Raw genomic sequence first — 26,017 nt, 5'->3', positions numbered from 1 at the left:
TATTTTACTGAATGAATGAGGGTTGCGATAGTCGGTTCATTCCAAGAGGAGAACGCCATGGCTTCCCAAGCTGCCACACTCGACGCAACCCTGATCGACGCAGCCACGATTGCCGACTATCAGCGTGACGGCGCGGTCTGTATTCGCGGTGCGTTCAAGGGCTGGGTCGACACGATCGCCGCCGGCATCGAGCGCAACATACAGAACCGCAGCGCCACCGCGTCCGACATCGCCAACGGTCGCGGCAGTTTCTTCGACGACTATTGCAACTGGGAACGCATCCCTGAATTCGTCGAGGTGGTGCGGGAATCACCGGCCGCCGAACTGGCGGCGGCGGTGATGCAGTCGCGCACCGCACAGTTCTTCCACGATCACGTGCTGGTCAAGGAACCGGGTACGCAGAAGCCGACGCCCTGGCATCAGGACATCCCGTACTACTTCGTCGATGGCCGGCAGACGGTGAGCTTCTGGATCCCCATCGACCCGGTGAAGGAAGCGACCCTGCGCCTGATCGCCGGCTCGCACAAATGGGACAAGATGATCCTGCCGGTGCGCTGGCTCGACGACAGCAATTTTTACGCCGGCGAAGGCGACTATCTGCCGGTACCCGATCCCGATAAGGATCCCTCGCTGAAGGTGCTCGAATGGGAAATGGAGCCGGGCGACGCCATCCTGTTCGACTTCAGGACCGCGCATGGCGCGCGCGGCAACATGACAGCGGCACGACGCCGGGCGCTGTCGCTGCGCTGGGTCGGTGACGATGCGCGCTATGTCGAGCGGCCGGGGCGCACCTCGCCGCCCTATCATGGCCATGGCATGCAGCCGGGGCAGAGGCTGCGCGAGGACTGGTTTCCCGTGGTCCACCAGGGCTGAGCGAATTGCCAGAAAATCGGCGGCGACGTCCGCCTCCAATTTTCGGCTGGGGTGACGTTCCCGTGTGCAATTCCCATCAAAGCACCCTGATGCCTTGACCAGTCGCCCAGAGAGCAATAGCGGGTGCTCCAAGGGAAATAGGCATCAAGAGGTGGCCATGAACGTTCTTCTTCTCGGCTCCGGCGGCCGCGAACATGCGCTCGCCTGGAAGATCGCCGCATCGCCGCTGCTGACGAAGCTCTATGCCGCCCCCGGCAATCCAGGCATCGGCAGCGAGGCCGAACTGGTGAAGCTTGATATCACCGATCATGCCGCCGTGGCCGCGTTCTGCAAGGACAAAAAAATCGACCTCGTCGTGGTTGGGCCGGAAGGGCCGCTGGTCGCCGGCATTGCCGACGATCTGCGCGCGCAGGACATCCGCGTCTTCGGACCCTCCAAGGCCGCCGCGCAGCTTGAGGGTTCGAAGGGTTTCACCAAGGATCTCTGTGCCCGCTACAACATCCCGACCGCCGCCTATGGCCGCTTCGGTGATCTGGCCTCGGCCAAGGCCTATGTCGAAAAGACCGGCGCACCGATCGTCATCAAGGCCGATGGGCTCGCTGCCGGCAAGGGCGTCACCGTCGCCATGACGCTCGGCGAAGCACAGGCCGCACTCGATGCCTGTTTCGATGGTTCCTTCGGCATCGCGGGCGCGGAAGTTGTGGTCGAGGAATTCATGACCGGCGAGGAGGCGAGTTTCTTTTGCCTCTGTGACGGCACCACCGCGCTGCCCTTCGGCACCGCGCAGGATCACAAGCGCGTTGGCGATGGCGATACCGGCCCCAACACCGGCGGCATGGGCGCCTATTCGCCGGCCCCGGTGATGACGCCGGAACTGGTCGAACGCACCATGCGCGAGATCATCGAGCCGACCATGCGCGGCATGGCCGAACTGGGTGCGCCCTTCTCCGGCGTGCTGTTTGCCGGGCTGATGATCACGGACAAGGGGCCGAAGCTGATCGAATACAACACCCGCTTCGGCGACCCGGAATGCCAGGTGCTGATGATGCGGCTGAAGGACGATCTGCTGGTTCTGCTCAACGCGGCAGTTGATGGCCAACTTGCCCACACCTCGGTGCGCTGGCGCGACGAGGCGGCACTGACCGTGGTGATGGCGGCGAGAGGCTATCCCGGCACGCCGGAAAAGGGCTCGGTCATCCGCGGTGTCGAAGATGCGGCGGGCGACGGCGTCCAGATATTCCATGCCGGTACCGCCATCAACGGCGGCGCGCTGGTCGCCAATGGCGGCCGCGTCCTCAACGTGACGGCATCAGGCGCCACGGTCGGCGAGGCGCAGAGACGAGCCTATGCCGCGCTCGATCGCATCGACTGGCCGGATGGCTTCTGCCGCCGTGACATCGGCTGGCAGGCCGTGGCGCGCGAGCAGGCCGGCTGAAGGTCGGTATTGGAGGGTCGGCAGTCTACCGCAAACCGCGATCGATCGTGGTCGAAGCGGTGCTGAGCGGATCGGCGGCGGCGAAGGCGGCGTCGAGTTGCGCCGGCGAGCGCTGCTCGGTTCGCTTCCAGGCGACATATTGGACAATGCCAAAACTTGGCCTTCGCGGCACCGTCTTCACGACCGGCATGCGGAAACCGTCGCGGAATCGCGACCAGCGAGAACCGAGCGCTGCGACCATATCCTCGAAAGTCGGCGGCGCCGCCACCGAGGCATAGGTGATGGTGACATTGCCGGCGAGACCGGCTTCGCGTGAGACCGGTAGCGGTATCGAGGCGAGATAGTCAGGGGGCACGTCGATAAGGCCACCGAACGGCCATTGGTCACGCAGCGTGGCAGCATCCATCGGCGCGACGTTGACGTCGATGTCCTTGGGCGTGCCGGCGACCCTGTAAGGGCAGCGGAACCGGCCGCAATTGGCTTGCGCCGAAAACTGCCACAGCGCGTAGCCCTGCCAGTTGCCCATCGGAAAATGCACGTCGATGTCGGACTTGTAGCGGGCATACCAGAGCGGCAGCCGCGACAGCAGCCTGTACCTGTAGCTGTTGTCGGCAATGTACTGGGCCGTTTTGCCGTTGGTGTAGAGCACCGGGAAACGCCCAATGCGCCGATGCACCTGGCGCACGAACTCCTCGGCATCGTCGAGCGACATCCATTGCGAGGGATCGTTGCCCTCGATATCGAGAGCCATGAGATCGTCCGGCGCCGGCTCGGCGAAATCGAGGAAATTATTGGCCTGCTCGACCGGATTGCCGGGGCGGGCGAGGTGATAGGCGCCCCATTTCAGGCCGAGTGCCTTGGCCACCACCCGGCGCGTCTGGAACAGTTCGCGCGTCACCGCATGGCGTTTCCACAGCGCCTTGCAGAGTTTCACCTCGGCGTCGCCGCCCAAGCAGAAATAGGGCGGCGGCATGCCGTCGGACGCCTTGTTGATGAAGCCGACGATCCTCTTGTCGGTGGCAAGTTGGCCCCAGTCGATGGAATTGTACTCGTACGCGTCAACGACCAGGGCGCGGTCGGCGTCCTTCCACGGCTCGGAGAAATCCGAGGCCTTTGCCGCCGTCGACAGCACCATCGTCGCCGTGAGTGCGAGAAGCGCTGTGCGGCGAAGGAGGCGCGCCGTCCTTTTCAAAAACAGGGAATCCCCGTTGATCAAAGGCAAATCCTGGACCGCTATGGTTAAGGAAGTGCTTCTCGATGCGCTGCCGGTTGCGGGTCGGTCCTGCAAGGCTGCCGACATCCTAGTCGTCTGAATTCGGAGCTGGGGAGGATCTCGCCTAAAAATCGTGCTGCGCCACTAAGTCAACCATAAATTTCTTGACATACCAGTATGTATGTCATACTTATGAAATTGTCGGACACGGAAATCAAAGACTGGATAAGCGATGAACAAGGTTGTGGAAGTACGGGAAACTGGTTTGAAGCTGCTTAGAGCGGCAGGGTACAGCTATGAGCGCGTTGGAAAAGGAATAAGCTACAACGTTCGTATTAACCCGGATAAACTTGCCCATGTAAAAGTCGGTACCAAAGGTGGGCCGATAATTCGCGCTCAAAGCCTCGATGCAGAATGTGATTTCAACGGACTGACAGATGAAATTACTCATCTATTATATATCAATAGCGATAGAAAGACAGAAGAGGTTACTATCTATTTGATACCTAAAGTTGATGCAGTCAATGCTTTCCGCGATGCATGGAAAGATCGCCTAGTGAAATCATCAGGCGTGCCTGCCTCAGATATGGTATCTATTGCTTTTTTTGACGGGAAAAATGACGTCGACCACGGGTATCAAAAGAAATTTTCTAAATACGAAATTCGATCACTTAATAATGAAAAATTCTCGGTAGTTATGCCTCTGACTATTGAAGAGGCCAAGGCAGGTCTTGCGGCAAAGTTCGGCGTCAGTGCTGACGCCATCAAGATATCGATTGAGATGTAGAAGTCGCAATTTGCCATGAAATAGAATATTATGGTTCTGTTTCAATCGGCTAGCAAACGATAGGGCAAACCGTCACTATTATTGGCCAATGGTGGTTTGGCAATTTTCCAATTAGTATGAAAAGCATAGTCGAATTGATGCATGGGGGAGGCGGCGCCATTGAGTAGTGATAAACAAATCACAGGTAACATTGGCGTATTTCATGTGGCCCGTGAATTGTCGATGTCCGGTTGGAACGTCATGCTTACTGTGCGCAATGCCAAAGGTGCTGACTTGTTTGCTATCTCGGCAGACGAGCGCGTCACGCACCCGATTCAGGTTAAGGCTCACGCAAGCAAACCACAGGATTTACATTTAGGACTTGAGCCGGAGAGTTACACTACGCCGTGGTGGGTCTTTATAGCGTTTGCGCTTAGCTCAGAACCGGTATGCTATGTGATTTCGCTAGGAGAGATTCGCGATCGCATGGGACGCGATCCGGGTACCCGATCAGGGAAACCCGAACACCAGCGGCTCTTCTGGTTGCACCGTCGCTATTATACCCCCGGATCAGATTTCGAGATGATCGAGGCGCGCAATGCTTGGCATCGTCTCGGGCCGCCTCGGTAAGTTTTGCATCCTCGCCGGTCAACGCAGTCGCAACGCAAAATCCGCGTGACAAAATTTGACGTTTACGTAAAAAGAAGATGGGAGACCGCTCAAAGAGCGGATGGTTTTGCGGTGGCACTCGCTCTAGAGTCGGCGGGGCCGATGCATCAGGAGGAGTGAGCGGCATGTATCGGGCACCGGTCGAGGATATTGCGTTCACGCTCAAGCACGTGGCCGGCATGAAATCGGCGCTTGATGCCGGCAGGTTCGGCGATCTCGGTGAGGATGTGGTCGATGCCGTTCTGGGCGAGGCCGGCCGCTTCGCCACTGAAGAGGTTGCACCCCTCTACAAGATCGGCGATCAGCAAGGTGCGGTGCTGAAGGACGCTGCCGTCACCACACCGCCTGGCTGGAAGGAACTTTATCGTCGCTGGATCGATGGCGGCTGGAACGCGCTCTCCGGGCCTGAAGCCTATGGCGGCCAGGCGCTGCCGACCATGCTTGGCGTCGCGGCGCTCGAAATGTGGAACTCCGCCGCCATGGCTTTCGGTATCGGCCCGACGCTGACCATGGGCGCGGTCGAAGCGCTCGACAAACACGCCTCCGAAGACCTCAAGGCGAAATATCTCGAAAAGCTCGTCTCCGGTGAATGGATGGGCACGATGAACCTGACCGAGCCGCAGGCCGGTTCGGATCTCGCTGCCTTGCGCGCCCGCGCCGAGCCGGCGGGGGATGGCAGTTACCGCATCTTCGGCCAGAAAATCTTTATCACCTATGGCGAGCACGATTTCACCGACAACATCATCCATCTGGTGTTGGCGCGGCTGCCCGATGCGCCGGCCGGCACGCGCGGCATCTCGCTGTTCCTGGTGCCGAAATTCCTGGTTGGCGACGATGGATCTCTGGGCACGCGCAACGACGTTTTCTGTTCGGGTCTTGAGCACAAGCTCGGCATCCACGCCTCGCCGACCTGCACCATGATCTATGGCGACGGTTTTCAGGGCGCCAAACAGGGCGCGATCGGCTGGCTGATCGGCGAGGAGAACAAGGGCCTCGCCTGCATGTTCACCATGATGAACAATGCGCGGCTTTGTGTCGGCATGCAGGGCGTCGCTGTCGCCGAAGCCGCGACGCAGAAGGCGATCGCCTATGCCAATGAGCGCCGGCAGGGCAAGGCCGCGAGCTACACTGGCACCGGCATGGCGCCGATCGTCCATCACCCCGATGTCCAGCGCAATCTTCTGACCATGAAGGCGCTGACGCAGATTGCACGCGCCATCAGCTATTCCTGTGCCCACGCCATCGATATGGCCCGCGTCTCCGCTGGCGACGAGGCGGCGCATTGGCGTGACCGCGCCAATCTGCTGACGCCGTTGGCCAAGGCTTTTTCGACCGATGTCGGCGTCGAAGTCGCCTCGCTCGGTCTCCAGGTGCATGGCGGCATGGGCTTTATCGAGGAGACGGGCGCGGCCGCCTTCTATCGCGATGCGCGCATCGCGCCGATCTATGAGGGCACCAACGGTATCCAGGCGATCGATCTGGTGATGCGCAAGCTGCCGCTCGGCGGCGGCGACCATGTGCATGGCTTTATCGGTGAACTGGCTGATGTGGCTGGCGCGGTGCGAACCTCGAACCTGCAGGGTTTCGGCCGCACCGCCGATGCTCTCGACGCGGCACTGGGCGATCTGACGCAAGCGACCCGCTTCCTGCAAGAACTGGCCGCCGATGGTCGGTCCGACGAGGCGCTGGCCGGTGCCACACCCTATCTCAGGCTGATTTCGCTTGCCGCCGGCGGTGTCTATCTGGCGCGGGGCGCTCTTGCCGATCAAGGCCGTATTCCCCTTTGCCGTTTCTTCGCCGAAAACCTGCTCGGCGAGGTCAGCGCTTTGAGAGCGCGCGTCATCGATGGCGCCGAAAGCCTCGCAGCTGCCGGTAAGGCACTGATTTCCGCCTGACGTTCACAAGGAAAACACCGTGACAGACCACATCCTCGTCGAGCGCCAGGGCGCCATCCAGATCATCCGCATGAACCGGCCGGACAAGAAGAACGCGCTGACGCGCGCCATGTATGCGAAAATGTCAAAAGCCCTGGCCGAGGGCGACGCTGATTCTGCGATCCGCGTCCATGTCTTCCTCGGCGTGCCCGGCGCCTTCTCCTCGGGTAACGACCTTGCCGATTTCATGGTCGTCGCCACCGGCGGCGACGGCGGCACCGAAGTCTGGGATTTCCTGATGGCGCTGGCCAAGGTCGAGAAACCGATGGTCTCCGGCGTCGACGGCATTGCGGTCGGCATCGGCACCACGCTCAACCTGCATTGCGACCTGACCTTCGCCACGCCGCGCACCGTGTTCAGGACGCCTTTCGTCGATCTGGGCCTTGTGCCGGAGGCGGGATCGAGCCTGTTGGCGCCGCGCGTCCTGGGTCAGCAAGCCGCATTCGCGCTGCTCGGCCTTGGCGAGGGCTTTTCGGCTGAGCGCGCCAAGACCGCCGGCCTGATCTACGAGGTGGTCGAGGAAGCAGCGCTGGAGGCCTCGGTGCTAGCGGCGGCTGGCCAGATCGCGGCCAAGCCGCCGCAGGCACTGAAGATCGCGCGCGACCTGATGCGCGGCTCGCGCGACGATCTCGTCGCCCGCATCGGCGAGGAAAGCGAGCATTTCCGCGAACGGCTGAAGTCCGACGAGGCGCGCGCTGCACTCACGGCGTTCATAACAAGAAAGAAAGCTGAGCCTCTTCTTCAGGGATAAAGCCTCGTCTTGTCCCAACCGCCTTTCGCGTCGCGGCTGAAGACAAGCCGGTCGTGCAGACGGAACGGCCTGTCGTGCCAGAACTCGATTGTCCGCGGCACGATGCGGAAACCTGACCAGTGCTTTGGTCGCGGGATCTCGCCGATCGGATAGCGTGCCGTATATTCGGCCACCGCCTTCTCCAGCGCAAAGCGGCTTTCCAGCGGGCGCGACTGTTTCGAGGCCCAGGCGCCGATGCGGCTGCCGCGCGGCCGCGTCGCATAGTAGGCGTCGGCTTCGGCGTCGCTGACGATCTCCACCGGGCCGCGAATGCGCACCTGCCGGCGCAGCGATTTCCAATGGAAGCACATCGCCGCCTTCATGCTGCCAAGAATCTCCTGGCCCTTGGCACTCTCGAAATTCGTATAGAACACAAACCCGCCCTCATCGAACCCCTTGAGCAGAACCATGCGCACATCCGGCATGCCGTCGGCATCGACGGTCGCCAGTGCTACGCCGTTGGGGTCGTTCGGCTCGCTCTTCGTGGCGTCTTCCAGCCATGCGGCAAAGAGGCGAAACGGCTCGGCAGCGTCGGTAAAGTCACTGCTTGTTAACTCGGTGTCACTCATAGTTTTTCTCAAATTGTCACGAAGCCAAGATTCTTACAAAGCCAAGATTCTTAACGAAGCAAGGGGGAGGTTGCCGATTGTCGCGTATCGCGCAAGCTTTTGACAGCAGGCAATGGGGCGTTATCGCTTCGGCCAGCACGAAAGCCGTGATCGTGGCAGTCGCCTTGCCACTTGCCGCCTGCGGTGCCGGTGGCTTCAGCCTGGAAAAGGCCGAAGTCGACCGCTCGATCCTGACCAGCAGCATATCGGCTTCAGCCGCGCCGGCCAATCCGGATCGCGACTCCGACCAGACGACGATCGGCAACGCGGTGTCCTCGGCCGACATCGTGCAACTCGGCGGGCAGTCCGTTCCATGGGCGAATGCCGGCACCGGGTCACGCGGTTCCATCACCGAGCTGGCCGAGTTGAAGGACAATGGCCAGACCTGCCGCCGTTTCAAGGCCTCGCGCGAAAGCTTCGACGGCGTCGCCATGTTCGAAGGCGAACTGTGCCTGGCCGGCGCCGGCGGCTGGCGCATGCAGGATTTCAAGGCGCTCTGAGCCTGATCCGAAAGTCGATCGGATAGGCTCGGCGGTCTTTTCACCGCCCGGCACATCGCCAATCTTGCCGATATCCCGATATCGGCTGCGACCGGCTCCTTCCGGATCGACAAAAATCCTTCGCCAGTCGACAGCCGCCGACTTTCGGATCAGACTCTGATTTTCCGCTTTCGATATCCTGCGCCAGCACTGGAATTTCTTCCTATGCGAGCGCATATAGGAGGCAACCAGAGACTCAACTCTTCTCCAGGGCAGTAAGCATGCGCGACCCCTATGAGGTGCTGGGCGTTGCCAAGAACGCATCGGCCAAGGACATAAAATCGGCGTATCGGAAACTCGCCAAGAAGCATCATCCGGATCAGAATCCGAATGATCCCAAAGCGAAGGACCGTTTTGCCGCGGCCAATCAGGCTTACGAGATCGTCGGCGACGAAAAGAATCGCGCCGCTTTCGATCGCGGCGAGATCGACGCTGATGGCAAGCCGCGATTCCAGGGCTTTGAAGGCGCTGCCGGTGGTGGCGATCCCTTTGGCGGCTTTCGCCGGCAACAGGGTCCGGGCGGCTCGCGGTTCGAATTCCGCTCCGGCCGACCTGGCGTTGATCCGTTCGACGGAAACAGCGACATCTTCAGCCAGATTTTTGGCGACACCTTTTCGGGCGCGCGCGGTCCCGGCATGGGCGATCGCCGCCAGCAGGCGACCGCGGCCGATCTGAACGTGACGCTCGACATCACCATCGAGGAAGCGGCGACCGCCGAAAAGGTGACGGCGATGTTTCCCGACGGCCGCAAGGTGGCCGTCAAGCTGCCGGCCTATGTCGAGGATGGCCAGACCATCCGCCTCAAGGGCCAAGGCGAGCAGGGGCCGGGCCAGCCTGGCGACGCGCTGGTCAAGATCCATCTGCGCCGCCACCCGCGCTACCGCATCGAGGGCCGCGACCTGCATGCCGATCTGCCGGTGACGCTGGCGGATGCGGCGCTCGGCGCCAAGGTGCCGGTCGAGACGCCGACCGGCAGGCTTGCGGTCAACATCCCCGCCTGGTCGAGCTCGGACAAGATCCTGCGGTTGAAGGGCAGGGGCCTGCCGGAAAAGGCCGGCGGGCACGGCGACCTCTACGCCCATGTGCGGATTATGCTGCCGGAAGGTGGCGATAGCGCGCTCGAAGCGCTGTTGCGCAGCCAAAAAGGCTGATCGGCGGCTTTGTCCCCCGAACTGTCCGGTTTGAACGCTTGAAGGGGCTCTGTGCCTGTGCGATAGGGCACTCCACAAAGCAGAAACCTTGCGGAGAGCGCTCATATGGCGGGTGGACAGGGCCTAATGGCCGGCAAGCGCGGCCTTATTCTGGGCGTCGCCAACAACAGATCGATCGCCTATGGCATCGCCAAGGCCTGCGTCGATCATGGCGCCGAGATCGCGCTGACCTACCAAGGCGAGGCGTTCAAGAAGCGTGTCGAGCCGCTGGCGTCGGAACTGGGCGCCTTTGTCGCGGGCCATTGCGACGTCACCGATCCGGCGAGCCTGGACGAGGTTTTCGCCAATGTCGCCAAACACTGGGGCAAACTTGATTTCCTCGTCCATGCCATTGCCTTCTCCGACAAGGACGAGCTGACCGGCCGTTACGTCGAGACGACGCGCGACAATTTCCTGCGCACCATGGACATTTCGGTCTATTCCTTCACCACCATTGCCAAGCGTGCCGAAGCGCTGATGGCCGATGGCGGTTCGCTGCTGACGCTGACCTATTACGGCGCCGAAAAGGTGATGCCGCACTACAACGTCATGGGCGTCGCCAAGGCGGCGCTCGAAGCCAGCGTGCGCTATCTGGCCGTCGACCTCGGCGCCAAGAAGATCCGCGTCAACGCCATCTCGGCCGGCCCGATCAAGACGCTTGCCGCCTCCGGCATCGGCGATTTCCGCTACATCCTGAAGTGGAACGAGTACAATTCGCCGCTGAAGCAGACGGTGACGCAGGAGGAAGTCGGCGATTCCGGCGTCTATTTCCTGTCCGATTTGTCGCGCGGCGTTACTGGCGAAGTGCATCACGTTGATTCGGGCTACCACGTCGTCGGCATGAAAGCGGTCGATGCGCCCGACATTTCGACGGTCAAGGATTAACTTCCCGCCACACGTCGTCCGTCCCGATTCCGCACCGGAAGACCTGATGTACCCGCTGGTTTATATCGTGCGCCACGGCCAGACCGCGTGGAATGCCGAAGCCCGGCTTCAGGGGCAGGCCGACACCGATCTCAACGCTCTTGGCAGCGAACAGGCGACCGGAAATGGCCATCGGTTGGCCGAACTGGTGCAAAATCCCGAGGATTTTGATTTCGTCGCCAGCCCGATGAAGCGGACGCGCGAAACGATGCAACGCATCCGTGCCGCGATGAAACTCGATCCGGATGCCTATCGAACCGATCCTCGCCTGGTCGAAGTCAATTTCGGCGATTGGCAGGGGTTTACCTTTGCCGAGCTCGAAACGCTGTATCCGGGGGCTAGACGGACACGGGCGCGGGACAAATGGAACTTTCAGCCGCCCGGCGAAGGCGCCGAGAGTTATCAGATGTTGCTCGTACGGGTGAAGCCCTGGTTCGACGCGATAGAACGCCAGACGATCTGCGTGGCGCATGGCGGGGTTATGCGGACCTTATTTCGCTTCGTGCTTGGGGTGGCAGAGGACGAGGCCGCGAAGCTGGAAATTCCGCACGATCGCCTGCTCAAGCTTGAGGGCAAGAGTCTGGAGTGGCTATAGCCCTGGGCCGGCTCAACGAAACGCTGAGTCCGGCGGCACTGCACCCAATTCAGGTTGAAAGCTCTTATTCGGTGTCTGGCAGTTCCATATCCGTGATGACGTTTTCGCCATTGGTCACGTCGTAGGCGATGACGATGTCCATGCCCGGCTTCAGCGAGTCGAGATCTGTCTCGGCATTCAGCTTGTAGGACTTGCCGTCATCCAGCGTCAGCGTCGCCGTGTCCTTGTCGATCTTCTTGATCAGACCTTCTGTCTGGCCGGCGAAAGCGGCGGTGGAAAGCAGCAGCGTGGCGGCAACGGCGCCAATCAGGGTACGCATAATCGTTCCTCTTTATCATTGCACCGGCATGGCGGCGGGCGTTCAACAGCGGATGGAGCAGAGCAGAAACCAACCGAATGTGTCAAAACTAAATCCGCCAGATCACAGTTTGACCCCTGTGAAAAACGCCAATAGAACGCAACCTACAGCGTCGCGCGTCCTCTTGGACGCGCAAAGGACGCTGTAGCATTTTTGATTTTGCGCATGATCCTTTCCGAAAATCGCTCCGATTTTCGGGGTCATGCGCCAAGCCGGCTCCGATGCCGGGCAGGGTCATTTCATGTCTCACAACACGTTCGGCCATCTTTTCCGCGTCACCACCTGGGGCGAAAGCCATGGCCCGTCGCTCGGCTGCGTCGTTGACGGCTGTCCGCCCGGCATTCGCTTCACTCGATCCGACATCCAGGCCGAACTCGACAAGCGCCGGCCGGGACAGTCACGTTTCGTGACGCAGCGTCGCGAACCAGATGAAGTGAAGGTGCTGTCCGGCTTCATCCTCGACGAGGACGGCGAGACGATGATCACCACCGGCACGCCGGTGTCGATGCTGATCGAGAATGTCGACCAGCGCTCGAAGGACTATGGCGAGATCGCCCGCCAATACCGGCCCGGCCATGCCGACTACACCTATGACGTCAAATACGGCGTGCGCGATTATCGTGGTGGTGGCCGCTCCTCGGCCCGCGAGACGGCCGCGCGGGTGGCAGCCGGTGCCTTGGCGCGCAAGGTGGTGCCGGGTGTGGTGGTGCGCGGTGCGCTGGTGTCGATGGGCGAGAAATCGATCGACCGCGCCAACTGGAACTGGAATTTCGTCGGCGATGCCGAAAATCCGTTTTTCACCCCAGATCCGGCTTCCGTTCCCGTGTTCACCAGCTATCTCGACGGGATCCGCAAGGCGGGATCGTCGGTCGGTGCGGTGATCGAAATCGTCGCCGATGGCGTTCCCGCAGGCCTCGGCGCACCGATCTATGCCAAGCTCGACCAGGACATCGCGTCCGGCCTGATGTCGATCAACGCCGTCAAGGGCGTCGAGATCGGCAATGGCTTCGAAGCAGCCCGTATCACCGGCGAGCAGAATGCCGACGAGATGCGCATCGGCAATGATGGCAAGCCGGTGTTCCTGTCCAACAATGCCGGCGGCATCCTTGGCGGCATCTCGACCGGCCAGGCGATCGTCGCCCGTTTTGCCGTCAAACCGACGTCATCGATCCTGACGCCACGAAAATCGATCGACAAGGACGGCAAGGACGTCGAGATCATGACCAAGGGCCGCCACGATCCATGCGTCGGCATTCGCGCCGTGCCGATCGGCGAAGCAATGGTTGCCTGCGCCATCGCCGATCATTATCTGCGTCATCGAGGACAGACAGGGAAGGGAATAGGCAGTAGGGAATAAGCAGTAGGCCGCACGATACAGCCTTTTTCCTTTCCCTACTGCCTACTGCCTACTCCCTGCGAGCGAAGCGAGCGTTCATGCCTTACGACCAGAAGAAAATCGTCGAAGCCCTGCGTGCTTTCGAACGTGGCGAGATCGTCGTCGTCATGGACGATGACGGGCGCGAGAACGAGGGCGACCTGATCGTCGCCGCCGTCCACTGCACGCCCGAAAAGATGGCGTTCATCGTCCGCCACACCTCCGGCATCGTCTGCACGCCGATGCCGCGCGAGGAAGCCAAGCGGCTCAACCTTGCGCCGATGGTTGCCGACAATGATTCGGCCCACACCACTGCCTTCACTGTCAGCGTCGATTTCAAGCACGGCACCACGACAGGCATTTCGGCTGAGGACCGCACGCTGACCGTTCGCAATCTTGCCAACGGCAATGTCGGCGGATCGGATTTCGTCCGCCCCGGTCACATCTTCCCGCTGATCGCGCGCGAGGGTGGCGTGCTGATGCGCTCCGGCCATACCGAAGCAGCGGTTGATCTCTGCAAGCTCGCCGGCCTGCCGCCGGTCGGCGTCATTTCCGAACTGGTCAACGATGACGGCACCGTCAAGCGCGGCCCGCAGGTGCAGACTTTCGCCGAAGAGCATGGGCTGAAGCAGGTTTCGGTCGCCGACCTCATCGCCTACCGGCAACGCAAGGAAACGCTGGTCGAACGCGTCGCCTGCTCCGACATCGACACGCTCGGCGGCAAGGCGCAGGTCTTCACCTACACGCTGCCGTGGGACTCCATGCATCACGTTGCCATCGTCTTCGGCGACATTCGTGACGGCGAGGAAGTGCCGGTGCGGCTGCATTCCGAGGATGTGGTGACGGATGTTTTCGGCACCAGCCATCGGCTTGACGGCATCATGAAGGCGATGGGCGAGCGCAGGCGTGGCGTCATCGTCTATTTGCGCGAAGGCTCCGTCGGCGTCGCCCACCAGGAGCGCAAGCGACCGGCGAGCGGCGACCGCGAGGATCACGAAGAAGCACGCCGCCGCGAAAACGAGTGGCGCGAGATCGGGCTCGGCGCGCAGATACTCAAGGATCTCGGCATCTCATCGATCAACCTGATCGCTTCGCGCGAACGCCACTATGTCGGCCTCGAAGGTTTTGGCATCCACATCGCCAAGACCGAGATCCTCTAGGATATGTCGATATTCAGGTGAGGCCGGCCTGCAAATGACGGCTTTCTGCGCTTCCGGTGCTCACGGACCGGAAAGTCCGCTGCGCTCCGGTTCTCGAAATCCATCATTTTCGACTCGGCCTGACCTGAATCTCAACCTATCCTGGCTGTCACTCGGCCGGAACGACGGCCGCTTCGCATCCTTCCAGTTCGCACTCATGCGTGGCAAGGCTGCGTTGGCCGAGCAGCACCGTGGCCAAAGCGATCGTGCCTGAAGCCACCGACACCCAGAACCCGTTCTGGGCGCCGAACGCGTCCACCACCGCACCCGCGGCGAAGGAGCCCAGCGCCATGCCGATGCCGATCCCGGTGGTTACCCAGGTGATGCCCTCGGTCAGCATCGCTTCCGGCACGTGCCGCTCGATCAGGCCGAAGGCGGTGATGAAGGTCGGCGAGATCGCGACGCCGCTGACGAACACGGTCAGCGCCAGCAGTGGCACGCTGTCGGCGGTGAGCGGCAGCAGCGTGCCGAGCGCGACGAGGGCGACTGCGATGGCCAGTTGGCGTTGCAGCGGCGCCTTCAGGCTGAGCGCGCCGACAATAATGCCCAGCACAAAAGACCCCAGCGCATAGACGCCGATGACCAGGCTCGCCGCCTCCGGCTGTTCAAGCTCCTTGGTGATCGCCACGGTGCTCACTTCGGTCGTCGCGAAGGTCGCGCCGATAAAGATCAGGGCGAAGGTGATGATCTGAACCGGCCGCAGGCGGATCGCCGACCCGCTTGAGCCCTGTTCCACCGGCCGCACTTGCGGCTCTGTCGAACGTTGCAGGATGAAGGCTAATGATCCGAATGCGAGAAACAGCGTGCTCACCAGAACACCGGCTTCCGGGAAGAGGGCGGCACTGAGGCCCACCGACAGCGATGCCCCCGCGATATAGACCAGTTCGTCCGCGGCCGACTCAAAGGCGAATGCGGTGTTCATCTGCGGCCGCCCGCGGAAGATCTCGGTCCACCGCGCCCGCACCATTGCCGGCATGCTGGGCATCGCCGCGGCGAGAAATGCCGACATGAACAGTGTCCACACCGGCCAGTCCTGGTTGGCCGCCGCAATCAGAACGGCGAAGGCCAGCACCGCGATGATGGTGGTTGGCACCACGATCCGCGTCTGGCCCAGGCGGTCCACCAGTCTCGATATCTGCGGCGCGACAAATGCGTTGGCCAGCGCGTATGTCGCGGAGACAGCTCCGGCCAGCCAGTATTCGCCGCGTGTCTGCGACAGCATCGCCACGATGCCGATCGGCGCCATGGCGATCGGCAGGCGCGCCACGAAGCCGGCTGCGGCAAAGCCCTTGGCTCCGGGGGCGCGAAAGATTTCCGAGTAGGGATTTTGCATGGGTGGTTCCTCGACAAAGGACGATTCGACAATTACATACGAAGCGTATGATTGTTAAATAGAGCATACGCTGCGTATGTCAATTGGCATACGTAACGTATGTGAGTAGGTCCAGAAGCCATGCACAAGCCCCGCAAGGAGATGATCGCCGAGACGCGCGCCAAGCTGATCGCGGCAGCCCGCCATGCTTTCGGCACAACAGGCTATGCGGAAGCCTCGATGGATGATTTCACCGCGTCGGTCGGGCTGACGCGTGGCGCGCTCTATCATCATTTCGGCGACAAGAAGGGGCTGCTGCAGGCGGTCATAGCCCAGATCGACGGCGAGATGGCGGCGCGCATCAATGAGGTCGCGTCGAGAGCGCCGACCCGCTGGCAGCATTTCGTCGACGAATGCTCGACCTATATCGAGATGGCGCTGGAGCCGGAAATCCAGCGCATCATGTTCCGGGATGGCCCGGCCGTGCTGGGGGATCCAGCGCAATGGCCGAATGCCAGTGCGTGCATCGTTTCGATGACCGACCATCTGACCGCGCTGCAGGAGGAGGGGGTCGTTGTCTCCAGCCTCGACCCCGAGACTGCCTCGCGACTGATCAACGGAGCGAGCAGCCAGGCGGCGCAACGGATCGCCAATTCGAACGACCCCGAAGCGACGTCGAAGAAGGCGGTAGCGGCATTCAAGCAACTGCTCGAGGGTCTGCTTAGAAGGCCGGGTCCGCAACCAAACTGAAGGCCCAGCGGTGGCCCGGCGCCATGGTCGGCAATTGACAATCGCCGGGTTGAGTTCATCCTCTGCCACCATCTCTGAGGCGGAGATTCGGGGCGCATGTGGGATTTCGATATCGGCAGGTCGGTGTCCATCATGATGCGGACCTGGCCGTTCATTGTCTTTCGCATGATCGTCTATTTCGGCATCACGCTGGCCTACATCATGGCGACCGGCACCGGCGCCTCCGTCGGCTATGGCGTCGGCCATATCTCCACCGATCCCGACGGGCCGCTGTCATTTGCGCTGTGGGGCGGCGTGGTCGGCTTCGGCATCGTTTCGATCGCCGTCTACTGGATCCGCGAATACATCCTCTATGTCGTCAAGGCCGGCCACATCGCCGTTATGGTCCATCTGATCGACGGCCGCGACATTCCGGGCGGCCAGGACCAGATCGCCTATGCCAAGGATATCGTCACCCAGCGCTTCGCCGAGGCCAACATCCTTTTCGCCGTCGACCAGCTGGTCAAGGGCGCCATCCGCGCCATCACCGGCCTGCTCGGCGGCATCGCAGCCTTCCTGCCGATACCGGGCCTGAACGGCCTGGTCTCCTTCATCAACACGGTGATCCGCCTGTCGCTGACCTATGTCGACGAGATTATCCTCGGCTACAACATCCGCATCAATTCAGCCTCGCCGTTCGAGACGGCGCGCCAAGGCGTCGTGCTCTATGCCCAGAACGGCAAGGTCATGGTCAAGAACGCCGTCTGGCTGGCGGTCATCATGTGGGGCGTGTCCTTCGTCATCTTCTTGGCTATGCTGGCGCCCGCCGGCGCCATTCTCTTCCTGATGCCTGGCCAACTCGCCGGCTGGGCCTTCGTGCTCGCCATCGTCTTCGCCTGGGCCTTCAAGGCGGCTTTCATCGAGCCCTTCGCCATCGCTTGCCTGATGCAGGTCTATTTCAAGACCATAGAGGGCCAGGTGCCTGATCCCGCCTGGGACACCCGGCTGGCCGAGGCGTCGTCGAAGTTCAGGGAGCTCAAGGACAAGGCACTCGCCTCCTTCGGCGGCTCGCGCTGGGGGACGGCCGACGCGACACCCTGATCCGGCGCGGTATCGACGGCGTTGAGACGCGCCACGGTTGACTTCAGCGGCGCCTCACCTTGCCCGCAAAAAGTCTCGCTCATGATCAGCTCCGGCAGCGGCAGCCGCCGTCCCCAGCCATGCGTTTCAAGATCCGGCTTTGGCGCGAACTCGGAAACCCGGCCGACGCAGAGATAAGCGACCGGCGTCACATGCTCGGGAATCGACAGCAGGCTTTTCAGCGCCTGCGCCTCGATGATGCTGACCCAGCCGACACCGACGCCCTCAGCGCGCGCCGCCAGCCAGAAATTCTGCACCGCGCAGACCGTGCTGTAGAGATCCATCTCCGGATTGTGCAAGCGTCCCAGCGGCGAGCCCTTCGAGCGCTGCCGGTCGCAAGTGATGCAGATGTTGAGCGCGCTTTCGCAGATGCCTTCCAGCTTGAGCTTGCGGTAGAGCGCCTGCCTGTCTTCCTCAATGGCCGGCAGCTCCTGCTCGCGCGCTGCCAGGAACAGGTCGCGCACCTTTTCGCGTCGTCCGGCATCGCGGATGACGATGAAGTTCCACGGCTGCATGAAGCCGACCGACGGCGCGTGATGGGCGGCAAGCAGCAGCCGCGCCAACACCTCATCGTCAAGTCCGATGGGCAGGAAATGGCTGCGCACATCGCGCCGCGTGAACATGGCGCGATAGACCGCATCGCGCGCACTCTGGTCGAATCCTTCGTCAATGGCAGCGGTCAAATGTTCCGGCATCGCTTGTCCCCTTGCGATTGCAATCGATGTCATCCGCCTGACCATGCGGATAACGATGCCTGCCAGGCCGGTCTTCTGGCTCGGGATCAACCCGCGTCCGGTGCCTTCCCGTCATCGACAGTGGCATTTACCGGCGCGGTCCCCCTTACAGCGTTGGGCACGCCACGGAGTTCAACCGTGTTCCCGATTCTCCCGCTTGCGGCGGGCACCAGGCAGTGCGAGGGACCTTACGCCGAAGCGCTGAGGACGCCAATGCCTGCACCGACACGAACGGACGCAGACGCGATTTTCCCCAGTCATTGGCCGCCCGTGCATGGCCTTTGTCGATCCGGGTCACTAGATTAGGACGATGACCACTCGTCTCTACACCCATCCTATCTTCCTCGAGCACCTTACGCCGCCCGGCCATCCCGAGCGGCCGGACCGCTTGCGCGCTATCGAGCGTGTGCTGGACGACGAAGCCTTTGCCGCGCTCGATCGTGTCCAGGCGCCGGAAGGCGACGAGGCCACCATTCTCTACGCGCATCCCGCCGATTTCGTCGCCCGCGTGCGCGCCGCCATTCCCGACGAGGGGATTGCGCGCATCGACGGCGACACGTCAGTCAGCCCGAAAAGCTGGCAAGCGGCGATCGCTGCGATCGGCGCCTCCAACGCCGCCATCGACGACGTCTTTGCAGGCCGCGCCGACAACGTCTTCGTCGCCGCCCGGCCGCCCGGCCACCATGCCGAAAAAACCACGGCCATGGGTTTCTGCCTGTTCAACACGGCAGCGATCGCGGCGCGTTATGCGCAGAAGAAGCATGGCATCGAGCGTGTTGCCGTCGTCGACTGGGATGTGCATCACGGCAACGGCACGCAGGATATTTTCTGGGACGATCCGTCGGTGCTCTATTGCTCGACACACCAGATGCCGCTTTATCCCGGCACCGGGGCAAAGAACGAAACCGGCGCCGGCAACATCGTCAACGCACCATTGGCGCCGCAGACTGGCAGCGAGGTCTTCCGCGACGCTTTCCTGTCGCGTGTGCTGCCGGCGCTCGACAATTTCGCGCCCGACCTGATCATTATTTCGGCGGGGTTCGATGCGCACCACCGCGACCCGCTGGCGGAGATCAACCTGACCGAGGATGATTTCGACTGGGCGACCGGCCAGCTGATGCAGCGTGCGGCGCGCCACAGCGGCAATAGGCTCGTCAGCCTGCTTGAGGGTGGCTACGATCTGCAGGGATTGGCATTTTCGGTCGCCGCCCATGTCGGGCGGCTGATGAAAGGATGAATAATGGGCGATGAGATCAACGAAGACGTCAAGGCGATGAGCTTCGAACAGGCACTCGACGCGCTGGAAAAGATCGTCGATGATCTGGAGCGTGGCGACGTGCCGCTCGATCAGTCGATCAGGATCTACGAGCGTGGCGAGGCGCTGAAGGTGCATTGCGACAGGTTGCTCAAGGCCGCCGAGGACAAGGTCGAGAAGATCAGGCTGTCGCGCGACGGCAAGCCGGTTGGAACGGAGCCGCTCGACGCGGACTGAGGCGCGATCCGAATGATGGTCTTGCCTTACCGGTTTTTGGACATGATCGTGATCGAGAATATCATCCGTCGATTGAAAGCGCTCCAGGACAAGAGGAGATACGGAAGCGATGTGCAGAAACATCAAGACCCTGTTCAATTTTGATCCGCCGGCAACCAACGACGAAGTCCGCGACGCGGCACTTCAGTTTGTCCGCAAGCTGAGCGGAACGACGCGGCCCTCGAAGCAGAACCAGCATGCCTTCGACCACGCCGTCGAAGCCATCGCGGCATCGGCGCGCGAACTGCTCGATTCCTTGGAAACCCATCAGCATCCGCGCAATCGTGAAGAAGTGGCGGCCAAACTGCGGGCAAAGGCAGCCATCAGGTTTGCCTGACGTGGCGAAAGCGGCATTGCCGCCGACAAGGAGAGTCCATGAGCTTCTTCCCCGGCAAAGACCCTGAAGTCGGCGACGCCTTTGCCAGCGATCAGATCGAGCTGATGGTCATCCCGAACGCCAAGGACATCGGTGGCTTTCAGGTGCGCCGCGCCCTGCCGACCGCCAAAAGGCGGCTGGTCGGGCCTTTTATCTTCTTCGACCGCATGGGTCCGGCGATCCTGCGGGCCGGCCAGGCGCTGGATGTTCGTCCGCATCCGCATATCGGCCTGTCGACGGTCACCTATCTGTTCGACGGCAAGATCAGGCACCGCGATTCGCTTGGCACCGAAATGGTCATCCAGCCTGGTGACGTGAACCTTATGACCGCCGGCCGCGGCATCGTCCATTCCGAACGCACGCCGGAGGAATTGCGCGGGGCGCCGATGTCGGTCTCCGGCCTGCAGACATGGCTGGCGCTGCCGGACGACAAGGAAGAGGTGGCACCGGTTTTCGAGAACACCGCAGCGCTTAGGCTTCCCGAGATCGACGCCGAAGGCGTCAGCGGGCGCATCGTCATCGGTGATTTCCAGGGGCTGCGCTCCCCGGTAAGGGCCGATTCCGAGACGCTCTATGCCGACCTGCGCCTCGCTCCCGGCGCCAGCGTGAAAATCCCGGCCGATGCGGAAGAGCGCGCGATCTACACGCTGGAAGGCGAGGTCTCGATTTCAGGCGACATCTTTCCGGCTGAGCGCTTGCTGGTGTTCCGGCCCGGTGACGAGATCGTCGTGTCGTCGCGGACCGGCGCGCATTTCATGCTGTTCGGCGGTGCGTCGCTCGGTTCGAAGCGTTACATCTGGTGGAATTTCGTCTCGTCGTCGAAAGAGCGTATCGAACAGGCGAAAGAGGAATGGAAGACGGGCCGCTTCGACATCGTTCCCGGAGATGAAGAAGAGTTTATTCCGCTACCGGAAAGCTAATGCATGTCGCCCAAAGTGGCCCGGTTTTGGGAGAACGACATGGATAAAACAAAGACCACAGCCTGATCCGCGTCACTGGCACGCATTTACTTTCGCTGGCCGGCGGCCTATTTCGCCCCATCAACCGAAAGCCTGAGCACCCGTGAACGCAACGCCGCATACGCCGCTTCTCGACAAGGTCCGCATCCCGGCCGACCTGCGCACGCTTGCCGAGAGCGAACTGCCGCAACTGGCGTCCGAGCTTCGCGCCGAGCTGGTCGACGCCGTGTCCCACACCGGCGGTCATCTCGGTGCCGGCCTTGGCGTGGTCGAGCTGACGGTGGCGCTGCACTATGTCTTCAACACCCCGGATGACCGGCTGATCTGGGATGTCGGCCACCAGGCCTATCCACACAAGATCCTGACCGGCCGCCGCGACCGCATCCGTACGCTGCGCCAGGAAGGTGGCCTGTCCGGCTTTACCCGCCGAGCCGAGAGCGAGTACGACCCCTTCGGCGCCGCCCACTCCTCGACATCGATATCGGCCGGCCTCGGCATGGCCGCCGCCCGCGACCTGTCCGGGCGCCGCAACAATGTCATTGCCGTCATCGGCGACGGCGCCATGTCTGCCGGCATGGCCTACGAGGCGATGAACAATGCCGGCGCGCTCGATGCACGGCTGATCGTCATCCTCAACGACAACGATATGTCTATCGCGCCGCCGACCGGCGCGATGAGCGCTTATCTGGCCCGTCTGGCCTCGGGCAAGGCCTATGTCGGCCTGCGCGACTTCGGCAAGAAACTGACCTCCTATCTCGGCAAGCGCGCCGACCGTGCGATCACAAGGGCGGTCGAGCATGCACGCGGCTACGTTACCGGCGGCACGCTGTTCGAGGAGCTCGGCTTCTATCACATCGGCCCGATCGACGGTCACAATCTGGAGCACCTGATTCCGGTCCTGAAGAATGTCCGCGACAACGGCGAAGGCCCGGTGCTGATCCATGTCGTCACCCAGAAGGGCAAGGGCTACGCGCCGGCCGAAGCCGCCGCCGACAAATATCACGGCGTCAACAAGTTCGACGTCATCACCGGTGCGCAGGCCAAGGCGCCAGCCAACGCGCCGGCCTACACCAAGGTGTTCGCCGAAAGCCTGGTCCAGGAGGGCCGCGAGGACGACCGCATCGTCGCCGTCACCGCAGCCATGCCGAGCGGCACCGGCCTCGATTTGTTCGGCGAAGCATTCCCGTCGCGCATCTTCGATGTCGGCATCGCCGAACAGCACGCGGTGACCTTCGCCGCCGGTCTCGCCACCGAAGGCTATAAGCCGTTTGTCGCGATCTATTCGACCTTCCTGCAGCGCGCCTACGACCAGGTCGTCCACGACGTCGCCATCCAGAAACTGCCGGTGCGCTTTCCCATCGACCGTGCCGGCTTCGTCGGTGCCGATGGCGCCACCCATTGCGGCGCCTTCGACACCACCTTCCTGGCGACATTGCCGGGCTTCGTGGTGATGGCGGCTGCCGACGAGGCGGAGCTGCGCCATATGGTGCGCACCGCGGCAAGCTATGATGATGGTCCGATCGCCTTCCGCTATCCGCGCGGCAATGGTGTCGGCGTCGACATGCCGGAGCGCGGCTCGGTGCTCGAAATCGGTAAGGGCCGGATCGTCAAGGAGGGCACCAAGGTCGCCCTGCTGTCCTTCGGCACGCGGCTGCAGGATTGTCTGATCGCCGCTGAGGAGCTAGGTGCTGCCGGGCTTTCCACCACGGTTGCCGATGCCCGTTTCGCCAAGCCGCTCGACGAGGATCTGATCCGGCGGCTGGCCCGCTCGCACGAGGTTCTGGTGACGGTGGAGGAGGGCGCCGTCGGCGGCTTTGCAAGCCACGTGCTGCAGTTCCTCGCCCATGAGGGCTTGCTGGAAAGCGGCCTGAAGGTGCGTCCTCTGGTGCTGCCTGACGCGTTCACCGACCACGCCAAGCCGGAAAAGATGTATGCCGATGCCGGCCTGGATGCCGCCGGCATCGTTCGCACGGTATTCGTCGCCCTCGGCCATGCAGAACGCGCCCAGCGCGCCTGAATCAAAATATCAACGGCTTGCATCAGTTTGCCGGCTTGATGTCTTAAAGCATTGTTAACGCTGACGTTTGGCGCTTTGCTTGCCGTGTCTCTTGGCCGTTTTTCAACGGCGCCCTGCTAGATCGTTGATCAGGCAGGGAAACAACAACAATGAAAACGCTTCTGTGCGGCGCAGTGCTTTACGTCGCCATCGTCGCGCCGGCCGCAGCCGAAACGCGTTATGATCGCAGCCTTGAAAAGGCGGCCATGGGCATCATCGCAGGCAAGATGGGCGGCATCCGCGGCGGCTTTTCCTACAAGCAGGTGCCGCAGCTTGTGGTCGTGCCGGCGCCGGCACCGGCGGCCGTGATCGAACACCCACGCGAGGAAGCCACGGGCAAGCCCGACCACGGTCTATCGCCCGCCGTGGAACGGCAGGTTTCGCGAACCATTTTCTAAAATCGATCGGAGTCGGCCTGCCGATGCCTTTTCGTTGTCCATGCCGCCATTCGGCGATCTGAAAAGGTTAGTCCTCCGCCAGCTCCGCCTCTTTCGCCGGTTTCCCGGAGCGCCAGGATTTGGCGGCGTGGCGTGCGCGGTCGGCCAAGATGGCGAGGCGTCCGCGCAGGCTCCGCCCACCCATCACCGACGACAAGATCACCGAATGCGTCGCAAAGCGGCGCTTGAAATCCTCGCCGCCGCAGAGAAAGTCGATCGTGGTCAAGCCCCGGTCAAGCGACCACTGGATGTAATCCATCATCAAGACCATGCCCGGCGACGCCCGCTCGAAGGCCGGATCATAGGTCGTGACGAAAGCCATCATCGTTCCATGCTGCTCGAAATTGATCGAGATGGCGATGATCTCGTTTTCGCGTTCGAGCACGAAGATGCGCAGCAATCCGAGCCCGGCCAGGACGGAGATCAGCGCTGCCAGAGCGGGGGAACCTTCGTCGAAGAGGTCCGAAACGCGGCCATGCTTTGCCAGCCACAACCGCTTCAGCGCCGCGACGCGCTCCAGCACCGGCTCGCGGGCTTCGTGCGCTTCCATCAGGCGGAAGCGCAGCGCGCCACCTTCCTCCATGAATTTGTTGCCGCGGCGATAGTTTTGGCGGGCTTTTTTCGATTGGCTTTCGAACCATTGTGCGCCGCCTTGCCACGTGCCAGCGACACGATAGCTGATCTCGCTGCGGTGGTTTGGCTCCAGGATCGTGCCGCTGCGTGGGGCGGCGGGACCGAGCAGGGCCTGGATTCGAGAATCGGGCAAAAGACGATTCAGATAGACGAGGTCGAAGCCGCCATCGTCGAGAATGCGTTGCCAGAGCTGGGGCAGGATCTGCGGGTCGCAATCGGGGGCAAGCAGGACATCGCCATAATCGCAGTGATCCTTCGCCGCCCATTCCAGGACGCGGATGCCCGAGCGCCTGAAGGTTGCGAGCGCAATGACGCCCTCGAGCCGCTCGTCGCTCCAGACCAACCCGATCCTGAGGCTGCGCCGATCCTGATGCGGCGTCGTGCGCCACCATGCCGAGATCCAGTCCGGATGCTGGAAAACGAGGCCGCCGGCGCGTTGCCAGAGCGCTGCCCAGGCGGGCGCGATTTCTGCCAGGCGCGCATCCGAAGTTGCGACTTCGATCCGGTGCGTTCGCGGCAGCCGGCACACGAAAGGTCCGTTCAAGGCTTGCCCCCTTGCGACGATTGCTGCGGCTCTGGCTTGTCGGTTCGGAAGTGTCTGGCGATCTGCCGCCACATCCGCTTCAGCGGCAGCACATAGAGGCCTGCGAGCGACTGATAATCGCGCACGTTGCGTTCGATCAACCCGAACTTGAAATCCTCGTCGGGTCTCGGAACGCATAGAGTTCCGAACAGCCGATCCCAGAACGAGAACAGCAGCCCGAAGTTCTTGTCGTAATGGCGTGGGTCCGTGCTGTGGTGCAACTGATGCCAGTGCGGGCACAGGATCAGGTTGTTCAGCGGCCCAAACGAGATCTTGAAATGCGTGTGCCTGACGAAATCCATCATCAGGATGTTGCGTATGATGTAGACGTTGACGCCAAAGACTGTCAGCTCAATGAGATTCAGCGACACCAGCGACCAGATGCCGAAGCAGATGCCGGGAATGACGCCATCCCAGGCCCGGTTCATCAATTCGTCGAGCGGGTGGACGCGATCCTTGGTGATGCCGACCATCACCTCGGCCGAATGGTGGACCTTGTGCAGTTCCCAGAGCACCGGATAGCGGTGCTGGGCGACGTGATAGAGATAATACGAGATGTCGTAGGCGAGCAGCATGGTGATGGTGAAGATCGTCACCGTCACCGGCCCTGCAGGACCCTCGATCAGGGGCGGCTGGATCGGCAGGAGCGTCGACAGCAGCCAGTTCGTCGCATAGCCGACCGCGCTGACGAAGACGATGCCGGCAGGCAGCATGAGGAATGGCATCAGGGCCTTCCGCGTCACCCAGAACAAAAGGTCGGCCCTCGCCGAGGGATGCGTGATGACCTCATGCGGGACCGCGAACTCGAAGAATTCTTTCCAGCTCTTTTTCTCGACCGTGCGCCAATAGGCGACCAGGGCGCTGACCAAAGCAGTCAGCAACAAAAGTCCGGTCGCCAGCAGGCCGGCGCCGGAAATCCGGTCAAGAACCTTGTAGACGATGTCGCTGGCCATTTCCAAGGTTGCCGCCTCTTCATCCGGTTTTGCCGGTCGTTGCGGTCATAACATTGAAGTACTCAAGCAAATGCGATCAAAACTGGTTAAGAAACCGTGAGGTTTT

Annotated in this window: 26 protein-coding genes, 1 pseudogene and 1 riboswitch; of the genes and pseudogenes, 20 read left to right on the top strand and 7 right to left on the bottom strand. The window is 62.0% G+C overall.

All coding sequences use genetic code 11. The features are described 5' to 3' along the window. Positions 1 to 57: 57 nt before the first annotated feature. Positions 58 to 873 (top strand): phytanoyl-CoA dioxygenase family protein, encoded by an 816-nt coding sequence (locus ACSQ3L_RS25485; RefSeq protein WP_436162417.1) that lies wholly within the window; start codon positions 58 to 60, stop codon positions 871 to 873. Positions 874 to 1,030: 157 nt separating this feature from the next. Next, positions 1,031 to 2,308 carry a phosphoribosylamine--glycine ligase gene (purD, locus tag ACSQ3L_RS25480; protein ID WP_436162416.1) on the top strand — a complete coding sequence of 426 codons (1,278 nt, stop codon included), beginning with the start codon at positions 1,031 to 1,033 and terminating at the stop codon, positions 2,306 to 2,308. Between the two features lie 25 nt (positions 2,309 to 2,333). Here purD and ACSQ3L_RS25475 read toward each other — a convergent pair whose 3' ends face one another. Then, on the bottom strand, positions 2,334 to 3,500 hold the full coding sequence (locus ACSQ3L_RS25475; RefSeq protein ID WP_436162415.1) for a glycoside hydrolase family 25 protein: 1,167 nt from the start codon (positions 3,498 to 3,500) through the stop codon (positions 2,334 to 2,336). A 253-nt stretch (positions 3,501 to 3,753) separates the two neighbouring features. Between ACSQ3L_RS25475 and ACSQ3L_RS25470 the strand changes: the two genes are divergently transcribed. From ACSQ3L_RS25470 to ACSQ3L_RS25455, 4 genes are all read left to right on the top strand, one after another. After that, positions 3,754 to 4,308: a hypothetical protein gene (locus ACSQ3L_RS25470; RefSeq protein WP_436162414.1), complete on the top strand. Its 555-nt coding sequence runs from the start codon at positions 3,754 to 3,756 to the stop codon at positions 4,306 to 4,308. A gap of 159 nt (positions 4,309 to 4,467) precedes the next feature. Then, entirely contained in the window at positions 4,468 to 4,917 is a 450-nt protein-coding gene (locus tag ACSQ3L_RS25465) for a hypothetical protein (RefSeq protein ID WP_436162413.1), read from the top strand. A gap of 164 nt (positions 4,918 to 5,081) precedes the next feature. Further along, the gene (locus tag ACSQ3L_RS25460) at positions 5,082 to 6,851 is read left to right on the top strand and encodes an acyl-CoA dehydrogenase (protein ID WP_436162412.1); all 1,770 of its coding nucleotides are present in this window, start codon (positions 5,082 to 5,084) and stop codon (positions 6,849 to 6,851) included. 19 nt (positions 6,852 to 6,870) lie between these two features. Then, positions 6,871 to 7,641: a crotonase/enoyl-CoA hydratase family protein gene (locus ACSQ3L_RS25455; RefSeq protein ID WP_436162411.1), complete on the top strand. Its 771-nt coding sequence runs from the start codon at positions 6,871 to 6,873 to the stop codon at positions 7,639 to 7,641. Here ACSQ3L_RS25455 and pdxH read toward each other — a convergent pair. Beyond that, positions 7,632 to 8,249, bottom strand: a complete 618-nt coding sequence (gene pdxH, locus ACSQ3L_RS25450; RefSeq protein WP_436162410.1) for a pyridoxamine 5'-phosphate oxidase — start codon at positions 8,247 to 8,249, stop codon at positions 7,632 to 7,634. The two genes, ACSQ3L_RS25455 and pdxH, sit on opposite strands and share 10 nt — an antisense overlap. 77 nt (positions 8,250 to 8,326) lie before the next feature. Between pdxH and ACSQ3L_RS25445 the strand changes: the two genes are divergently transcribed. The 4 genes from ACSQ3L_RS25445 (at position 8,327) to ACSQ3L_RS25430 (ending at position 11,536) form a co-directional block, all read left to right on the top strand. After that, positions 8,327 to 8,788, top strand: coding sequence for an RT0821/Lpp0805 family surface protein (locus ACSQ3L_RS25445; RefSeq protein WP_436162409.1), 462 nt, complete (start codon positions 8,327 to 8,329; stop codon positions 8,786 to 8,788). A gap of 260 nt (positions 8,789 to 9,048) precedes the next feature. After that, positions 9,049 to 9,978: a DnaJ C-terminal domain-containing protein gene (locus ACSQ3L_RS25440; RefSeq protein ID WP_436162408.1), complete on the top strand. Its 930-nt coding sequence runs from the start codon at positions 9,049 to 9,051 to the stop codon at positions 9,976 to 9,978. 105 nt (positions 9,979 to 10,083) lie between these two features. Continuing rightward, on the top strand, positions 10,084 to 10,902 hold the full coding sequence (fabI, locus tag ACSQ3L_RS25435) for an enoyl-ACP reductase FabI (protein ID WP_292185271.1): 819 nt from the start codon (positions 10,084 to 10,086) through the stop codon (positions 10,900 to 10,902). 46 nt (positions 10,903 to 10,948) lie between these two features. After that, on the top strand, positions 10,949 to 11,536 hold the full coding sequence (locus ACSQ3L_RS25430) for a histidine phosphatase family protein (RefSeq protein ID WP_436162407.1): 588 nt from the start codon (positions 10,949 to 10,951) through the stop codon (positions 11,534 to 11,536). Between the two features lie 64 nt (positions 11,537 to 11,600). On the opposite strand, the gene ACSQ3L_RS25425 is transcribed toward ACSQ3L_RS25430, so the two are convergent. After that, complete coding sequence (locus ACSQ3L_RS25425) at positions 11,601 to 11,855, bottom strand: DUF1344 domain-containing protein (protein ID WP_436162406.1); 255 nt, start codon at positions 11,853 to 11,855, stop codon at positions 11,601 to 11,603. A 280-nt stretch (positions 11,856 to 12,135) separates the two neighbouring features. Here ACSQ3L_RS25425 and aroC point away from each other — a divergent pair, with 280 nt between their 5' ends. After that, complete coding sequence (gene aroC / locus ACSQ3L_RS25420; protein WP_436162405.1) at positions 12,136 to 13,251, top strand: chorismate synthase; 1,116 nt, start codon at positions 12,136 to 12,138, stop codon at positions 13,249 to 13,251. 77 nt (positions 13,252 to 13,328) lie between these two features. Continuing rightward, a complete protein-coding gene (gene ribB / locus ACSQ3L_RS25415; protein WP_436162404.1) occupies positions 13,329 to 14,429 on the top strand; it encodes a 3,4-dihydroxy-2-butanone-4-phosphate synthase in 1,101 nt (366 codons plus the stop codon). Between the two features lie 148 nt (positions 14,430 to 14,577). On the opposite strand, the gene ACSQ3L_RS25410 is transcribed toward ribB, so the two are convergent. After that, complete coding sequence (locus ACSQ3L_RS25410; RefSeq protein ID WP_436162403.1) at positions 14,578 to 15,801, bottom strand: MFS transporter; 1,224 nt, start codon at positions 15,799 to 15,801, stop codon at positions 14,578 to 14,580. A gap of 120 nt (positions 15,802 to 15,921) precedes the next feature. Between ACSQ3L_RS25410 and ACSQ3L_RS25405 the strand changes: the two genes are divergently transcribed. Next, positions 15,922 to 16,530, top strand: a complete 609-nt coding sequence (locus ACSQ3L_RS25405; protein WP_436162402.1) for a TetR/AcrR family transcriptional regulator — start codon at positions 15,922 to 15,924, stop codon at positions 16,528 to 16,530. A 96-nt stretch (positions 16,531 to 16,626) separates the two neighbouring features. Next, the gene (locus ACSQ3L_RS25400) at positions 16,627 to 17,610 is read left to right on the top strand and encodes a hypothetical protein (protein WP_436162401.1); all 984 of its coding nucleotides are present in this window, start codon (positions 16,627 to 16,629) and stop codon (positions 17,608 to 17,610) included. A 104-nt stretch (positions 17,611 to 17,714) separates the two neighbouring features. Here ACSQ3L_RS25400 and bluB read toward each other — a convergent pair. Further along, positions 17,715 to 18,344, bottom strand: a pseudogene (gene bluB / locus ACSQ3L_RS25395) (5,6-dimethylbenzimidazole synthase); the annotation flags it as partial. 48 nt (positions 18,345 to 18,392) lie between these two features. Beyond that, a riboswitch (cobalamin riboswitch) is annotated at positions 18,393 to 18,572 on the bottom strand. Positions 18,573 to 18,693: 121 nt separating this feature from the next. Here bluB and ACSQ3L_RS25390 point away from each other — a divergent pair. The 6 genes from ACSQ3L_RS25390 to ACSQ3L_RS25365 all read left to right on the top strand — a co-directional run bounded on the left by ACSQ3L_RS25390 (position 18,694) and on the right by ACSQ3L_RS25365 (position 23,703). Further along, positions 18,694 to 19,620 (top strand): histone deacetylase family protein, encoded by a 927-nt coding sequence (locus ACSQ3L_RS25390; RefSeq protein ID WP_436162400.1) that lies wholly within the window; start codon positions 18,694 to 18,696, stop codon positions 19,618 to 19,620. A 3-nt stretch (positions 19,621 to 19,623) separates the two neighbouring features. Continuing rightward, entirely contained in the window at positions 19,624 to 19,875 is a 252-nt protein-coding gene (locus tag ACSQ3L_RS25385; RefSeq protein ID WP_436162399.1) for an exodeoxyribonuclease VII small subunit, read from the top strand. A gap of 109 nt (positions 19,876 to 19,984) precedes the next feature. Further along, entirely contained in the window at positions 19,985 to 20,251 is a 267-nt protein-coding gene (locus ACSQ3L_RS25380) for a DUF2277 domain-containing protein (protein WP_027035955.1), read from the top strand. A gap of 38 nt (positions 20,252 to 20,289) precedes the next feature. After that, on the top strand, positions 20,290 to 21,210 hold the full coding sequence (locus ACSQ3L_RS25375; RefSeq protein ID WP_436162398.1) for a pirin family protein: 921 nt from the start codon (positions 20,290 to 20,292) through the stop codon (positions 21,208 to 21,210). Positions 21,211 to 21,352: 142 nt separating this feature from the next. Beyond that, complete coding sequence (gene dxs, locus ACSQ3L_RS25370) at positions 21,353 to 23,266, top strand: 1-deoxy-D-xylulose-5-phosphate synthase (protein WP_436162397.1); 1,914 nt, start codon at positions 21,353 to 21,355, stop codon at positions 23,264 to 23,266. Between the two features lie 149 nt (positions 23,267 to 23,415). Beyond that, a complete protein-coding gene (locus tag ACSQ3L_RS25365) occupies positions 23,416 to 23,703 on the top strand; it encodes a hypothetical protein (protein ID WP_436162396.1) in 288 nt (95 codons plus the stop codon). A 67-nt stretch (positions 23,704 to 23,770) separates the two neighbouring features. On the opposite strand, the gene ACSQ3L_RS25360 is transcribed toward ACSQ3L_RS25365, so the two are convergent. Both ACSQ3L_RS25360 and ACSQ3L_RS25355 read right to left on the bottom strand, forming a co-directional pair. Next, positions 23,771 to 24,919, bottom strand: a complete 1,149-nt coding sequence (locus ACSQ3L_RS25360) for a GNAT family N-acetyltransferase (protein WP_436162395.1) — start codon at positions 24,917 to 24,919, stop codon at positions 23,771 to 23,773. After that, positions 24,916 to 25,911 (bottom strand): sterol desaturase family protein, encoded by a 996-nt coding sequence (locus ACSQ3L_RS25355; protein ID WP_436163524.1) that lies wholly within the window; start codon positions 25,909 to 25,911, stop codon positions 24,916 to 24,918. The genes ACSQ3L_RS25360 and ACSQ3L_RS25355 overlap by 4 nt, the downstream gene beginning before the upstream one ends. Between the last annotated feature and the right edge of the window lie 106 nt (positions 25,912 to 26,017).

This window comes from Mesorhizobium sp. LjRoot246, from assembly GCF_964254115.1.
Lineage (GTDB): Bacteria > Pseudomonadota > Alphaproteobacteria > Rhizobiales > Rhizobiaceae > Mesorhizobium.
This window is presented reverse-complemented; position numbering and strand designations above follow the sequence as displayed.